The organism is Winogradskyella marina, from assembly GCF_015645385.1.
Classification (GTDB): domain Bacteria; phylum Bacteroidota; class Bacteroidia; order Flavobacteriales; family Flavobacteriaceae; genus Winogradskyella; species Winogradskyella marina.
Genome location: NZ_JADOET010000009.1, coordinates 142,182 through 159,064, shown reverse-complemented (window position 1 = coordinate 159,064; position 16,883 = coordinate 142,182). Strand labels below are relative to the sequence as shown.

Annotated in this window: 11 protein-coding genes; 5 read left to right on the top strand and 6 right to left on the bottom strand. The window is 32.8% G+C overall.

Annotated elements, in window-relative coordinates; genetic code table 11:
* The first annotated feature begins 193 nt into the window (after positions 1 to 193).
* Positions 194 to 778, top strand: a complete 585-nt coding sequence (locus tag ITJ86_RS11795; RefSeq protein ID WP_195871840.1) for a hypothetical protein — start codon at positions 194 to 196, stop codon at positions 776 to 778.
* Between the two features lie 137 nt (positions 779 to 915).
* The gene (gene miaE, locus ITJ86_RS11790; protein WP_195871839.1) at positions 916 to 1,497 is read left to right on the top strand and encodes a tRNA-(ms[2]io[6]A)-hydroxylase; all 582 of its coding nucleotides are present in this window, start codon (positions 916 to 918) and stop codon (positions 1,495 to 1,497) included.
* Between the two features lie 84 nt (positions 1,498 to 1,581).
* On the opposite strand, the gene ITJ86_RS11785 is transcribed toward miaE, so the two are convergent.
* The 4 genes from ITJ86_RS11785 to ITJ86_RS11770 form a co-directional block, all read right to left on the bottom strand.
* Positions 1,582 to 2,112: a porin family protein gene (locus ITJ86_RS11785; RefSeq protein ID WP_195871838.1), complete on the bottom strand. Its 531-nt coding sequence runs from the start codon at positions 2,110 to 2,112 to the stop codon at positions 1,582 to 1,584.
* A 105-nt stretch (positions 2,113 to 2,217) separates the two neighbouring features.
* Positions 2,218 to 3,123, bottom strand: a complete 906-nt coding sequence (locus ITJ86_RS11780; protein WP_195871837.1) for a Ppx/GppA phosphatase family protein — start codon at positions 3,121 to 3,123, stop codon at positions 2,218 to 2,220.
* 2 nt (positions 3,124 to 3,125) lie between these two features.
* Positions 3,126 to 5,180, bottom strand: a complete 2,055-nt coding sequence (ppk1, locus tag ITJ86_RS11775) for a polyphosphate kinase 1 (RefSeq protein WP_195871836.1) — start codon at positions 5,178 to 5,180, stop codon at positions 3,126 to 3,128.
* A complete protein-coding gene (locus ITJ86_RS11770; protein WP_195871835.1) occupies positions 5,177 to 5,665 on the bottom strand; it encodes a SixA phosphatase family protein in 489 nt (162 codons plus the stop codon). The genes ppk1 and ITJ86_RS11770 overlap by 4 nt, the downstream gene beginning before the upstream one ends.
* A 578-nt stretch (positions 5,666 to 6,243) precedes the next feature.
* Here ITJ86_RS11770 and ITJ86_RS11765 point away from each other — a divergent pair.
* Genes ITJ86_RS11765 through ITJ86_RS11755 form a run of 3 tightly spaced genes read left to right on the top strand, consistent with a single transcriptional unit; the run spans position 6,244 to position 14,564 of the window.
* Positions 6,244 to 11,688: a DUF6923 family protein gene (locus tag ITJ86_RS11765; RefSeq protein ID WP_195871834.1), complete on the top strand. Its 5,445-nt coding sequence runs from the start codon at positions 6,244 to 6,246 to the stop codon at positions 11,686 to 11,688.
* 14 nt (positions 11,689 to 11,702) lie between these two features.
* Entirely contained in the window at positions 11,703 to 12,638 is a 936-nt protein-coding gene (locus ITJ86_RS11760; RefSeq protein ID WP_195871833.1) for a PorP/SprF family type IX secretion system membrane protein, read from the top strand.
* A gap of 12 nt (positions 12,639 to 12,650) precedes the next feature.
* Positions 12,651 to 14,564, top strand: a complete 1,914-nt coding sequence (locus ITJ86_RS11755; protein ID WP_195871832.1) for an OmpA family protein — start codon at positions 12,651 to 12,653, stop codon at positions 14,562 to 14,564.
* Between the two features lie 787 nt (positions 14,565 to 15,351).
* Here ITJ86_RS11755 and ITJ86_RS11750 read toward each other — a convergent pair.
* Both ITJ86_RS11750 and pdxH read right to left on the bottom strand, forming a co-directional pair.
* The gene (locus tag ITJ86_RS11750) at positions 15,352 to 15,849 is read right to left on the bottom strand and encodes a CAP domain-containing protein (RefSeq protein ID WP_195871831.1); all 498 of its coding nucleotides are present in this window, start codon (positions 15,847 to 15,849) and stop codon (positions 15,352 to 15,354) included.
* A 363-nt stretch (positions 15,850 to 16,212) separates the two neighbouring features.
* Positions 16,213 to 16,860, bottom strand: coding sequence for a pyridoxamine 5'-phosphate oxidase (gene pdxH, locus ITJ86_RS11745; protein WP_195871830.1), 648 nt, complete (start codon positions 16,858 to 16,860; stop codon positions 16,213 to 16,215).
* Positions 16,861 to 16,883: the final 23 nt, after the last annotated feature.

Sequence of the window (16,883 nt, the reverse complement as noted above, 5' to 3'; positions counted from 1 at the left end):
AAAAAAAAACATACATTTAATCATTATTATTGCAAGTGCAATTTTATTGGTTGCCAATTTTATTTTTACAGATCCGTTTGATACTGGATTTTAGAAGATTGCTTCATCTAGTGACCTTATAGTATTTCAATGGTATTGAGCATAAGAGATAGAAGAAAGAACCAATAAATACCTTGATTTAAAATTCAAGCATATGAAACATTTCCTAGGCCTTTTAATTGTAAGTATTATAGCTTTTACAAGCTGTGATGGTAGAAAAACACAAGGTCAGGCCTTATCAGATAGCATTGAAAAATTCAAAAAAACAGTCAATTTTGAAACCAATGTTTATATTCCGAAAAACTATATGGAACATGAGGTCGACACCATAATGAGCAACGGTTATCGCGTAAAAATAAAGACCTACTCTGATATGTCTAATGCCGTTCTGTTTTCAAAAATAAAAGACACTATCAATTACCAAACGTATTATAGAAATTTCAAATTTGATGTTAGTGTAACTAAAAATGATAAAGAAATTTACAATGAGAGTTTCGATAAACAAAAGGTAAATAAAGACTTTAAATACACTGACAATTTAGTTGCTGGTTCTCATTTATATAATTTTGATAAATTGGCAGTTTTAAAGTCCATTCAAGTTAATGACGACCCAACGTATACCAATATGGTTTTAATTGATATTGTTCATGCTATTCCTGAAACAGATAAGTATGCTTTCCATACCTTGTATATTAAAGAAAACGGAAAATCGAATATTGTTCAAGTTGATGTGAATTAAATACAATTCATATAAAATGTCAGTCTGAGCGGAGTCTAAGACATTTTAAACCTCGTTTTTATTCGTATTTTGACTGCGCTCAATGTGACATTTTTTTTTCAATAACTCAATCTCTAAATAACTTAATTATTCAAAACATGTTAGGACTAAAATTACCAACCGATCCAAGATGGGTCAATATTGTTGAAAAGAATATTGAAGATATTTTAACCGATCATGCGTATTGTGAGCAAAAGGCAGCCAGTACAGCGATTTCATTAATTGTAGGTTTTCCTGAATACACAGAACTCGTGCAAGAAATGATCGCACTCGTAAACGAAGAAATGAGCCATTTTAAAATGGTACACGACCGGATTTTAGAAAAAGGCTGGACTCTTGGTAGAGATCGTAAAGATGATTATGTCATTGCACTAATAAAGTTTTTTCCCAAAGGAGGAAGTAGAACTACACAATTAGTTCACCGATTATTATATGCAGCCTTAATTGAAGCACGAAGTTGTGAACGTTTTAGATTGTTATCTGAAGAATTAGAGGATAAAAAATTAGCTAAATTCTATCGTAAACTTATGATCAGTGAAGCTGGTCATTACACCATGTTTTTAAATTTCGCTAGACAATATGGTGACAGAACTGAAGTTGACCAAAAATGGGAAGCACTTTTGGATTATGAAGCCGAGATAATGAGAGATTTAGGTAATAAAGAAACGATTCATGGCTAATATTTTTACTAGCAATTAAAATATCTGCAACAATAAAGCCTCAACATCTGTTAAGGCTTATAAATTATTTGAAGTGTTTTCATTTTATATTTTGATTCCAAAACCAAATTGAATCACATGGTTTTTAGCTTCTATATCTGTTAAGTCTTCTTCAAGAATATTTGTAACTCCGTAATAATATCTTGCATCTAAGAACAACTCATCAGTGATCATATACTCTAACCCAGCAACACCAGAAAATACAAATGTTGAGAAGGCATCTTCATATTCCCATGTTTTTAATGCAACCTGAGGACCAACTCCTAACAACATATTATCTGATATTGAAAATCTAAGCAGGATAGGTAATTTAAGATAATCTGCTCTAAGGTTTCTTTCTTTTGCTCCTTCTGCAGACCATTGTAACTCTGTTAATAAGGATAAATTATCTGATAAATTAAAATCCGCAAAACCAGCAAAAGCAAAACCATTTCTGTGTTTGTTTTCAAAATCAGCATCTGGATCAAAATCTAGATTAGAGACATTTAACGCTCCTCTTACTCCGTATAAAATATCTTGAGACATTACAATAGACGTAAAGGAAATGAATAGTAGGGCAAATAAGTGTTTTTTCATAATTTTCAATTTGAGACGACTAATATAAGTAAATATTAAACCTACAATCAATTAATAGGTCTATCTAGTGAAAAATCGGACAAATGGAATATTTATCAGCAAAAATTAAATCGTAATACTCGAAACTGTTTCAAAATACATACTTTTTATAATACCATCTGATAGTCCAATTTTGGGCACATAAACATCTTTTGCACCACTCCATTTCATTGCAGACAAGTAAATTCTGGTTGCAGGAATAATTACATCTGCTCTATCTTGATTTAGATTTAGCTTTGTAATACGCTCTTCATACGAGTAATTTTGAAGTGTTTTATAATAGCTTGTTAAATAGAAGTAGGTTAACGGTTTACCAACACTTTTACCTGAAATCTTAAAAATCTTATTAATGTTACCACCAGATCCTATCAACTCTATTTTATCATATTGTTTGGTATGGTCTTTAATCCAACGTTCTACTTCTAACCAAGTTTCGTTCTTAACAATATCATTTAATAATCTTACGGTTCCGATTTTAAATGATTTAGACAATTTTTTATCACCATTGTGTATTATAGAAAACTCAGTACTTCCTCCTCCAACATCTACATAAAGGTATGTTCTATTTGGGTTTATAAAGGATTTCAAATCGGTTGCTGCAATGATAGTAGCTTCTTCTTCACCATCAATTATTTCTATATTAATACCACAAGTTTCAAAGATTTTCTGTGATAAAGACTCGCTATTTTTAGCTTCTCGCATGGCAGATGTTGCACAGGCTTTGTAACGAGACACACCATGGGATTTAATTATAAGACTAAACGCTTTCATGGTATCTAACATTCGCTCCTGATTATATTCAGATATTTCACCTTTTAGAAATACATCTGCGCCTAATCGAATTGGAACACGAACTAACGAGTTCTTTTTAAAGATTGTAGGTTCATCATCTTGTTCTATAATATTTGAAATTAGTAACCTTACGGCATTAGATCCAATATCAATAGCTGCAAACTTCTGTATTTTTAGCATAATTATATTTCTAATTTATTTAAGTAATACTTATACGTATCAAATTGCGATCTTACTTTAGGATTGTCGTTTCTGCGATAGGTATTATCCTGGTTTTCATTAATGACACGTGCTTTTACATTGTCATTCCAACAAATATCAAATAAATGTTGTAGCTCAACTTTGATATCTTCATCATAAATTGGGCAACTAACCTCTACTCTATTATCTATATTTCTGGTCATCCAATCTGCTGAAGAAATGTAGATTTTCGGATTATTTTTATTTGAAAATATATACAAACGTGTATGTTCTAGGAATTTATCTATAATACTTATAATTTCTATATTTTCACTCATCCCCTTTACACCTGGCACCAAACAACATAGCCCTCTAACAATCATTTGAATTTTTACACCAGCCCGACTTGCTTCATATAGCTTATCAATCATTTTATAGCTGCTTATACTATTCATTTTAAGTTTAATATAAGCAGGCTTACCGTTTTGGGCACTTTCTATTTCATTATCAATTAATGCAAATAACTTAGATTTGGTATAATGTGGCGACGTAATAAGGTGCTTGTATCGATTCACTTTATAATTGACTTCAAAAAAATCAAATACTTTATTGACTTCTTTTAAGATTTTTGAATTTGAGGTCATTAAGGTAAAATCCGTATAAATTTTTGCTGTAGACTCGTTAAAATTCCCTGTACTTATAAAACCATACCTTACGAGTTTATCCTTTTCTTCACGTTCAATAACGCACATTTTACAATGCACTTTTAAACCCGTTACACCAAAGAGCATTTTAATACCTTCATCTTGCATTTGTTCTGCATAATTAATATTTGCAGCTTCATCAAAACGCGCTCTAAGCTCTATCGAAACCGTTACCTTTTTACCGTTTTTAGCAGCATTAATTAAGGAACTTGCAACATGAGAGATTTGAGCTAATCTATAAATAGTAATTTTTATAGTTTTTACTTTTGGATCTAAAGCAGCCTCCCTTAAAAATTTAACGATATATGAAAAGGTGTGGTAAGGTGTATAAACCAAGTAATCTTTTTTAGCAATGGTTTTAAAAATACTCTCTTCTAAACTAAGTCCTTTTACAGGAAGTGGTCTAATTTTATCATAGAGTAAATCCGTTCTCCCTAAACTTGGAAAACTCATATAATCTCTTCGGTTATGATATCTACCTCCCGGAATTATACTTTCTTTTTCATCAATAGACATGTGTTTCAGTAAAAAACTTAAAGTGTCTTTACTAATACTCATATCATAGACAAAGCGAACAGGTGCTCCACTTTGTCTATCTTTAACACTATCGGATAGTTTTTCTATAAAACTCTTACTTAAATCGCTATCAAAATCTAACTCACCATCTCTAGTAATTTTAATCATGTGAGCACTAATACTATCATATTTAAAAATATTAAAAATATCGTCTAAACAATATCTTAAAATATCATCCACCATAATAATATAGTTGTTACCGTTTTTACTCGGTAGCACTACAAAACGATCCATATCTGATGAAATTTCTACCAATGCCACTTGGTCCTTTCCATCTGAATTTGTCATTTTTACTGTTAAATAAGCCGAAATGTCCATGAGTTCTGGTAGTGCAACATCTTCGTTAAGCATTATAACCACAAGAGCAGGACTAATTTCTTGGTAGAAATAGTTTTTTATAAAATCATGATGATAACTGTCAATTTCAGTTTCATTGATGACGTATATATTTTCATTTTTAAGCTCTAAATCTATCTCATCTAAAATCTCTAAACTGTAGCTTTGTTGTGCGATTACGATTTGCGTTATTTCTTCTAAAAGAACACCTGCCGTAATACCTCCTAATTCGGATTTACCACCTTTGCCAGCTTCATAAATTCGTTTTACAGTAGCATATCTAACTTTAAAAAACTCATCTAAATTATTAGAGAAAATTCCTAAAAAACGTAACCGTTCAATAAGAGGTACATTTTTATCTGCAGCTTCTTGCAATACACGCTCGTTAAATTTTAACCAACTTAATTCTCTATTTATATAAATGTTTTTGTCTTTTGTCATTCTTTTAAATCCTTTGGGATTATTATAAATTCTGTGGTTCCTTGTTTTAGATCCTTCCAGTCATCAATATCAAAAGTAAGTTTTACTAAACCGCTTGTAGGAAGATTATCTATAAATGTGTCACCAAATATATTAGAAATTGATGTTAAAGCATGATTATGACCAAAAATCATAACCTTTTCATATTCGTTTGGTAAATTTTTAATAAAGTTAATTACATTTTTTCCATCAAAATCATATAGGTCTTCAGAAATAATTATTTCGCTTTCAGAAATTTCCAGAAATGCGGTAAAAATCTTACAAGTACTAAGTGCCCTGTTTGCAGGACTCGAGAACAACTTACACGGAACATCATCTTTCTTAGCTAACTCTCTGACAACCAGCTCAGAATCGTTTTCACCCCTCGTTTTTAACGGTCTATTTCTATCCGTTACATCATGTTCCCAGGACGATTTACCATGCCTTATTATTATTAGTTTTTTCATTTTAACTCGATTAAATACGTTTTTTTTCGATGAAAGGTTGCATATGTCCGTTTTGACGAGTATATTGCCCCTTTAACATAAATTTTTGTTTATCAGTGTTGTTATAGTTTAATTTGTCATGTAAAATTAATGTAAAAGACCCCAAACTAAAAAATATATTATTAAATCCATGTTTTGGTATTTTGTTACCAAAAACCCCTTCCCTCTAAATATTTTAATAACCCATTTAAACAATAGATATGTTAGTTTGTATCTAAAAAGTTTACGACATCATTTTTAATTTAAATGTCATGGAAATAGAAAGAAATACAGGAATGAATGGACAAACCTACGGGAATAACATCCTCTCCTATACAATTATTCAAAATCAAGTGATCCGTTTATTTAACGGCGCTTTTAAGATGATTAATTCAACCTTTTCCAGACCTATTATTTTTATCAATATTTTTTCAAACGAATTCCTTAATACCTATTACAACCCATTATATAGTTGTATGTATCAAAGCGATTTCATAATTAAAAAATACAAAATCAAATTTTAAAGCAATCATAACCTGATTTACTTAAAAACGTTTAGAATGAAACATTTTTACAACCCCAAATTAATAACACCGAGTAAACTGGTAATGTCCTTGGTGTTTGCCATTACGTTAAGTATGGTGAGTTTTAGCTCATATGGTCAAGTTTTGGTTACAAAAAATCAAAACGCAACCAAAAACAAACAAGTTCCATCTGAGGATTTAGAGCTAACCAATGCACGTTATGTCTCTGAATCGAAATATAATGACTTACAACAAAGCCTTAGAGGTAAAGCGAACATGGCTTTTAGTTGTGCTGATGGTTTTGGTTATATATTAACAAACGTAGGTAGTGGTAATGGAAACGTGACAGGTCTTTACTCATTTGACTTGTCTACTAATTCGCTTTCCGAGATCAAAGATCCTCTTATTTCAGATACAACAACATCTCAATTTATAAATGCTATTGGTTATAACGTTGTAGACAATTACTTATATGGTTTTTTACAAGGCAGTAACAAAGTTGTTAAAATTGATAATAATGGTGATATAGAACTTTTAACTGTAACTGGTTTAACAGGTAGTAATTATCCGTCTGGTGATATCGATGAAAATGGTATTTTATATTTATACGGACAAGGACGATTTGTAACTATAGACTTAAATCCAACAAGTCCAAATTATTTAGTTGCCAATATAGTGTTACAACATTTTGTTGTTAGTAACGATATGGCTTTTAGCCCTATTGACAATAACCTGTATATTTTAACGAGTAATAGCTCTAGAAGCTTATTAAAGTTTGATACCACAACAAATACAATATCGACTCTTGGTCAAGTTTCAGGGTTAGAATCAGAATCAACAAATTCTTTTGGAACAGCCTATATGGATACTTTAGGTAATATGTATGTTGCAAATAACTCTTCTGGTAATACTTATAAAATAAACACTCCACATTTAGGTGGTTTAACTGCTGCGTTTTACAGTAATTTACCAGGTGTTAGTCCAGGTGACGGTGCACGATGCCCTACCCAACCGACTAAACCAATGGCTATTGCTGATGATATTTGTATTACTTCAGATACAACAGAAATCACACTTAATATTGCTGCTAATGACTCAGAAGGAACTTATGCTTTAGATATCGCATCAGTTCAACTCTTAGATCCTAGTACGACACTTCCAACCAATACTGTGACTATTCCAGGACAAGGAACTTTCACTTTAGGTACAAATGGTGAGGTAACGTTTACAGCATTACAAACTTTTTCTGGTACATCCGTACAATACACAATTTCAGATGTTTTAGGACACGTCTCTAATCCAGGTGTTATTACCATTAGTTTAAACGAAACCGCAGCACCAACAGGTTCTTCAAATCAAGAATTCTGTGAAGCTAATAATTCTACAATTTCAGATTTAAATGCCACTGGAAGTAATATTATGTGGTATGCTGATGAAAACAGTAATACTCCATTAAACTCTAATACGGCTTTAACTGAAGGTACAACTTATTATGCCTCACAAACAAGTAGTGATGGATGTGAAAGTTTAGATAGACTTGCTGTTACTGTTAACTTCAGTGATGAAATTTCATTATTAAACCCACAAGAGGCAAGTTGCATAGTTGTTCATGGAACTTTATATACGATAGAAGCCACTTTTACTGGTACAGCGCCATTTACAGCTTCAGGAGATGGTCAGTCAGGTATATTCACAGATAATGGTGATGGAACAACCACTTGGGTTTCTAGTCCTATTGAAAGTACGGTAGAAGATTATAATATTACAATATCTGACAAATGTGGATCGCTTGATTTAACAGGCTCATCACCTGCCGAGTGCCTCAATACTCCTTTTGATTGTGAGGATGGTTTTGCTTATATTATTGTTAATGAAAGAAATAGTGAAGGTGATTTTGTGTCTGGACTATATTCATATAATTTAGTAACTCATGAACAAACATTAATTAAAGCGCCATTAATTGAAAACACTAATGAATCACAATTTGTTAACGCGATTGGTTATAATGTTCTAGATAATAATATTTATGGTATACAACAGTTCACTAACAATATTGTAAAAATTGATGCGTCAGCAAATGTAGAATTCCTTCCAATTGTAGGACCATTTACTGTTGGAGATTACAGCTCTGGAGATATCAATGAAAATGGCCTTTTAGTTTTACACGGATTAGATAAATTTGTTTCTATAGACTTAAACCCTTCTAGTCCTAACTATTTAACGGCATCAACGTTGTTAAATTATCCAACAACGGTTAATGACATTACTTTTAGCCCAATAGATGGCAATATCTATTTTGTAACAAGCACAAATGATAGAAAGTTGTTACGTTTTAATATTACTAGTAACACAGTTGACGATCTTGGATTAGTAACTGGATTAAGTTCTGAAACAACCAACCAATTTGGTACGGCATATATGGATGCTCTTGGAAACATGTTCATTGCAAATAATGCCTCAGGAAATATCTATAGAATAGAAGAACCACACACAGGAAATTTAGCTGCAACACCATATAACCAATTAATAGATGTATTACCTGGAGATGGTGCTCGTTGTCCTTCTCAAATAATTACTCCTGTTGCCGTTGATGATACTTTATGTATTACCTCTGATGATACAGAAATAGAAATTAGTGTTTTAAACAATGATTCTGCCGGTACTTATGATATAGATATAACAGCTGTAGAGTTAATAGATCCGATAACATCGCTACCTAGCACTTCGGTAACTATTCCGAATGAAGGAACATTTTCTGTCAACAACCAAGGTGTTGTATTGTTTGAGGCACTTCCTAGCTTTTCCGGAACCTCTATAGAGTATACTATAACAGATATGATTGGTGTTACGTCTACTCCTGCAACCATTACTATTAGCCTAAACACAACAACAACTCCAACAGGTAATAGTGTTCAAGAGTTTTGTGAATCTAGTGAACCTACTATAGCAGACTTAAGTGCTACTGGTACAAATATTCAATGGTATGCAAGTGAAACAGACACATCTTCTTTAGATTCTTCTGAAGAGTTAATTGATGGAAACACTTATTATGCAACACAAACGACTAGCAATAGTTGTGAAAGTTTAGAAAGATTAGCGGTAACAGTTAACTTTACAAATGATATTACCTTAATATCTGCGGAAACCTTAGAATGCTCTGAAGACGGCACAACTTACACTGTGGTTGCTACATTTACAGGAACGGCACCTTTTACAGCAATTGGAAATGGCCAACCTGGTACTTGGGCTACTAATGATGATGATACTTTTACGTGGACTTCTGATGCTATATCTGGCACTGAAGATTACAATATTGAAATACAAGATGCTAATTTATGTAATACCATTACCTTATCTGGCGATGCCGCAATATGCTGTGAGTTTGAGGTAACGTGTCCTACTTTTGAAGACACTACCGTAGCTTGTTACAGTGAGTTACCCTCAGAAACAGCTTATACAATTGAAGCTTTTGAAGCCTTAGGTAATGCTGATGGAATTATAGGAGATAATGCATGTGGACTTATTGAAATTACAGCTCAGAATAGTAGTGATCAAGGAACTTGCGAACAAACTATTACACGTACTTACACTATTACATCATATGAAGATACAAACAGCAATGGTGTACGTGACGAAGATGAAACTACAATTCTAAACAGTGCAGAATGCACACAATTAATAATTGTAAACGACACCATCGCACCAGAATTTACAGTACCAGATGATATTACAATTGAATGTGATGTAGATGCTACAGACTTATCAATTACTGGTTATGTCAATGACGAATCAGATAATTGCTCTACCGATCTTAAGGCTACATTTACAGATAGTGTTGCAGACGGAACTTGCCCTGGATCTTCAATCATTTCTAGAACGTGGTCTTTAATTGATGATTGTGATAATACGACAACGTATGTTCAAACCATTACTGTGCAAGATACAACAGCACCTACTTTTAGTGGACCTGCTGATATCACAATAGAATGTGATGTTGATCCTACAGACTTAACAATTACTGGAGATGTTACTGACGAATCAGATAACTGTGCTTCTGATCTTGATGCTATCTTTACCGATAGTGTTGCAGACGGAACTTGTCCTGGATCTTCAATCATTTCAAGAACGTGGTCTTTAACTGATGATTGTGATAATACAACAACATTTGTTCAAACTATAACTGTTCAAGATACAACAGCACCTACTTTTAGCGTGCCTGCTGATATCACAATTGAATGTGATGTTGATGTTACAGACCTAACTATTACAGGTGATGTAACTGATGAATCAGACAACTGTGCTTCTGATCTTGAAGCGACCTACACCGATAGTGTTGAAGATGGAACTTGTCCTGGTGCATCTGTTATTTCAAGAACATGGTCTTTAACTGACGATTGTGATAATACAACAACAGTTGTACAAACCATTACTGTTCAAGACACAACCGCACCAATGTTTAATGAAACATTACCAGCTGATATAACTGTAGAGTGTGACGCTGTTCCAACCGCAGAAACATTAACTGCTACTGATAGTTGTGGTACTGCAGAAGTTGTATTTGAAGAAGAAATTACAGAGGGATCTTGTATGGGTGATTATAGTATTGTGCGTACATGGACTGCAACAGACAGTTGTGAAAATGAAACGATACATACTCAAATTATTACGGTTCAAGATACTACAGCACCAACACTGTTAAATGAATATGAAGATACAATCGTAGTGACTTGTGACGACATTCCTGAAGTGCCTAGTTTATCATTCGAAGATTCATGTTCAAATGATATGGATGTATCCTTTAATGAAGAATCTAATCAAACCAATGATTTTGATGATTACACAATTACAAGAACTTGGACAGTTACAGATGATTGTGGCAACCAAGCCGTATACACTCAAACTATTACTGTAGAAACAAGTAATATCATCGAAACGATGGATACTAATCTATGTATACTAGATTCAGAATTAGATTTATTCAATTTATTATCTGGTGACTTTGATATGAATGGAACATGGAGTGTCGTTTCAGGTGATGCCACTATTGATGGAAGTTTCTTTGATCCTACATCTGCAGAAGTTGGTGTCTATACATTTATGTACTCTATTTCAGAAGGGGCTTGTCCATCTGAAGCAGTCGTTACTGTAACTTTAGACGATGATTGTGTTGTGTTAGCTTGTGGAGAGGAAAATGTTGTGATCTCTAAATCAGTAACAGCCAATGGTGATGCCTATAATGAATTCTTTACTTTAACAGGTGTTGAAGATTGTGGGTTTGTAATTGAACTACAAATATTTAATCGTTGGGGTGCTGAAATTTATAAATCTAATAATTACCAAAACGATTGGAATGGTGAAGCTCACGGTTCTTCAATAGGAAGTTCTGGTAAAGTCCCAACAGGTACATATTATTATATTATTAACTTAAAGAATAGTGGTTTAGATCCTTTTGCAGGACCTATCTACGTAGCTACAAATTAATTAAAACTTAACCGATGAAGTTATCAAAAATCATAAGTATTACAGTACTATTTTTGAGTGTTTCTACTGCCTTTTCTCAGCAGCTACCTCAGTTTACGCAGTACATGTTTAATACGATTTCTATTAATCCTGCTTACGCTGGAAGTAGAGAAACACTTAGTATCGTTGGCTTACATAGAAGTCAATGGGTTGGCCTAGAAGGTGGTCCAGAAACGCAAACATTATCCGTTCACACGCCACTGCGTAACGAAAACATGGGTTTAGGAATTTCCTTTATCAATGACAAATTAGGTTATGAAAATTTTTCATACCTATACGCAGATTATTCATACACAGTTAAAGCGAGTGAGACCGTAAAATTAGCGTTTGGAATAAAAGGTGGTTTTACACATTATAGCCTAGATGAAGAATTACTCAGTGATCCTTCGGTTGTAAACGATCCATTCTTTAACGATGTATCTAATCGTTGGAGTCCTAATTTTGGAGCTGGTTTATATTTACATTCCAATAAGTGGTATTTAGGATTATCTGCACCGAGAATTCTAAACACAGATTACAACAATGGAGGAAGTGGCTCAGCAGATTATGTGGCCCTAGAGCGTATTAGTTATTACTTTACGGGTGGCTATGTTTTTGACCTTAGTGAAAATACTAAACTTAAACCATCTGCACTTTTAAAAGCTACTAATGGTGCGCCTTTATCTTTCGATATTTCGGCAAACTTTCTATTCCATGAAAAACTTTGGTTAGGTGGAGCCTATAGAGTGAATCAAAATGCAGCTGCTCTTGGTGGTATTGCAGATTTCCAGGTGTCAAAACAGTTAAGAATTGGTTATGCTTACGAGTATCCCCTTTCAGATATTAGACCTTACACAAGTGGTACTCACGAAGTATTATTAATGTTTGAAGTCTTTAAAAGTAAACGTATTAAATCGCCAAGATATTTCTAAAAAGCCCTTATTATGAAAATCAAAATATTAGCGCTCGTTATAATTTTAAGTAGTTCGTTTGCATTTGCCCAAACGAAATTGGCCGATAAATTCTTTGAGAATTATGGTTACGTAAAAGCCATTGAATTATATGAAAAAGCGGTTGAAAAAGGCAAAAGTGATGCACATGTGTTAACACGTTTAGGTGATGCTTACTATAATAATTCTAATTCAGAAAAAGCCGTTTATTGGTATGGTAAAGCATTAGCTGAACATAAAAATATTGAGGCCGAATACATCTACAAATATATTCAATCATTGAGAAGTGTTGGAAATTATGAAGAAGCTGATGTGTGGTTCAAAAAACTTAGTGAAGCACAACAAGGCGACAGTAGACTAAAAGGTTATGATCCTGATGAAACTGATTTATTCGATAAACTTACTTCGAAAAATGATGACATTATTGTGAGCATAGAAAATTTAGAATTTAACTCTGAAAACTCAGATTTTGGTTCTTATGTTCATGGTAATACGCTCTATATTGCTTCAAGCAGAAGTGATGACAACAAAGTTTATAGCTGGAACAAAGAACCGTTTCTAGATATCTATCAAATTGAAATTAAAGATGAAGACGAAGGTCATCAATCTTATGGTTCGCCTGCTCTAATTAATGCAGACGACATAAACACAGACTATCATGAGGCATCCATTGCTATAACTAACGATGGCAAAACCATGTATTTTACTCGCGACAATACGAATAAACGAAATCGATTAAAATACGATAAAGAAGGAACAACACACCTTCAAATTTATAAAGCCACCTTAGTCGGAGAACAATGGACTGATATTAAAAGTTTACCTTTTAATGATGACTATTTCTCAACAGGTCACCCAGCTTTAAGTAGAGATAATAAAACATTATACTTTGTATCTGATCGCGAAGGAGGATTTGGTCAAACAGATATCTATTCCGTTGAAATAAACGATGATGGAACATATGGTACACCTGTAAATTTAGGTGAAGACATTAACACTGAAGGTCGTGAAATGTTTCCTTTTATAAGTAAAGACAATACCTTTTACTTTTCTTCAGATGGGCATTTAAACTTAGGCTTATTAGATATTTTTAAATCCAATATCTTAACTGGTGAAGCAACTACAGATCCTGTAAATATTGGAGCACCTTTTAATAGTGGTTATGATGATTTTGCTTACTTTATAGATAACGATACTGAAAAAGGATATTTCTCGTCCAATAGACCAGAAGGTAAAGGAGGAGATGATATTTACAGCTTTAGCATTACAGAATGTAACCAACAAATTACAGGTGTTGTTAGAGAAGCGAGAACTGATATTATATTAAGTGATGTTACCGTTCAACTCATTGATGAAACAGGTAAAATTATTGAAGAAACTACAACTCAAGAAGATGGTGTCTATATATTTGATGTAGAATGCGATCAAACCTATACCATCTTAGGTAGCAAACCAGATTACAAAAACGACAAAGGAACAGTTACTACAAGTAACGAAAATGAAAAAACGAACACATTAGACTTAACGTTGACTCCTTTACTTAAAGATAATCAAATTGTTATTAATCCAATTTACTTTGATTTTGACAAATCGAATATTAGAACGGATGCCGAATATGAATTAGAGAATATTGTAGATGTATTGCGCAAACATTCAGAAATGGTTATAAAAATTGAATCTCATACTGATAGTAGAGGTCGAGATAAGTATAACATGAAGTTATCTGATAGACGTGCAAAATCGACAAGAGATTATATTATTTCTAGAGGTATCGATGCTAGCAGAATAGTTAGTGCTATTGGCTATGGTGAATCGCAACTTTTAAATGAATGTTCTAATGGCGTAAAATGTTCAGAAGAAGAGCATCAATTAAACAGACGATCATACTTCTATATTATTAATCGTTAATTTAAAAGATAACAAACCACATTGAAAAGCAAGCTCTAAAAGGCTTGCTTTTTTTTGTTAGTACTGGTTTCTTAATAATCGTAAACGAATAAGGTTAAAAAGATCAATTTTAAACCCTTAATTCTGTATGTGTGTATTTTTTAAAGCATTACTTAAAACCTTTACAGTCCTTCTATTTAATCTTACCTCCTACGCGCAAACGCTAAAAGGAATAATTACAGACAGCCTTACTCAAGACAACCTTGCCTTGTGCTAATTTAGTTTTAAATGGTAAAAATAGCGGTACATATAGCAATACAGATGGCACATAAATTTTCGATTTATCTAAAGCTTTAATACACGATACATTAGTGGTGTCTTTAATAGGTTATAAACATCAAAGCATTCTGTTACGGCAATTTATGTCTGGAAATGAGCATCGCTTAAAACTTTCAGTTATTACCTAAAATTGACAACCTCATTGAAGTTTTAGTTTTAAATAAAAGCAAAATATATGAACAGCATAATGTTACTCTTTCCACTAGGAACAGAAAACAAGTATGCCCTGAGTCTGTTCTTTTTAACAATAAAACCTCTTAATAAAAGTTAAAGTGGTTTACAAAAAAAGCTAGCCTTACCGACTAGCTTTTGCATTTTATTTTTAGGCATTGATGTTATTCTCAATGCTGCGATTTCTCAGAGAATTTAAAAAGACCCAATGCTCTCATTGGTTTTTAATACGTATAAATATTTAATGGCATTGAAGAATTCTAAACCTTTAAATAGATCGTAAAAAATAAGCTACTAATTATCGCTTAATAAATATATTAGTAAAATACCACTTTCCTGCACTGTTCTGCTCTGCAGAAACATCAAAATCTGTATAATCGCCATCAATATTGTCCTTATGACTCGGACTAGCTAACCATGCATTTACAACAGCCTCAGCTGAACTAAAGCCATAAGCCACATTTTCTGTTACCACATAGGCATCTGCATTAGCTTGTAAACTTTGCTTTCTTAAAAAGAAGTTATCGTGAGAAACACTATTAGCTTCAATCATGTAATCTGTATGTGTAAATGCCACAGCTTTAACCGTTTCATGATTATGTAATGGATTTAAACCTTCATTAATTCTATAGTCATTAATGAGTTCCATAATTTCGATTTCTATTGTTTTGGCTATAGGTGCAACTGGGACTTCAATTGAGTTTGCAACGTCTTCTTCTATAGTATCTTTAGCACAAGAAGTAAAACTAAAAAGGGCAATAAGAGCAATAATTGGTAGGAGTTTAACTGCTTTCATAATGTAGGTTAATTAGGTTTGGGAGTTCTAAATTAGACACCTACTTTTTAATAAAAAAGAAAATCTTTAAATATTCGATGAAATACATACATTTTGTCGGTATTTTATGTAAATCATCGGTAAAACACACTATTAAAATGTAAAATTGCGCTTTTCATCATCCGATAAATGCATTTAATCGGTATTTTAAAGTGATGAATAAATGGATAATTAAGCATTAAGTTATGATGTGATTTTAGGTCATAACGGCTAGTACAAATTACGCAACAACTCAACGACTCAATTTAAAGATTAAACAAAAATTAAGTTATTAAGTAAATTGATAAGAACACAACTCAAAAATTCATGCAAAGACGATTAAAACTACGGAGCCAAACGTTCAATTTTCCAATTGTAATCCTCTTGAAGTTGGTAGCGGATTCTATCGTGAAGTCGGTTGGGTCTACCTTGCCAGAACTCTAGTTCTACAGGTTTAATCATAAAACCACCCCAATTTTTAGGGCGCTCTATCGCTTTACCTTCACATTTCAGTTCTAAATCTTTGAGTTTTGTTTCTAATGCTTCTCTGTTCTCTACCACTTCACTTTGATTAGACACAACAGCTCCTAACTGACTTCCTCTTGGTCGCGATTCAAAATACCCATCACTTAAGTTTTCTGAAATCTTTTCAGCCTTACCTTTAATTATAATTTGTCGTTCTGCCGAATGCCAAAAAAATGATAAACACACATTTGGGTTTTCTAATATGGCTTTTCCTTTTTCACTATCATAATTGGTGTAAAAAATAAAACCTTCGTGCGTATATTTTTTAAGCAGCACTACTCTACTCTTTGGATATCCATCTAAGCCAATGGTAGAAATTGTCATGGCGTTAGTTTCTTCAACATTAAAATATGTATCAACTTCTATAAACCAATTTCGGAATAATTCAATAGGATTTTCTGGAACGTTACTTAATAACAATTCTCCTTTTTCGTAGGACTTTCTATAATCACCTAAGTCTGCATTCATTATATACTAATTTTAGCTTTTTG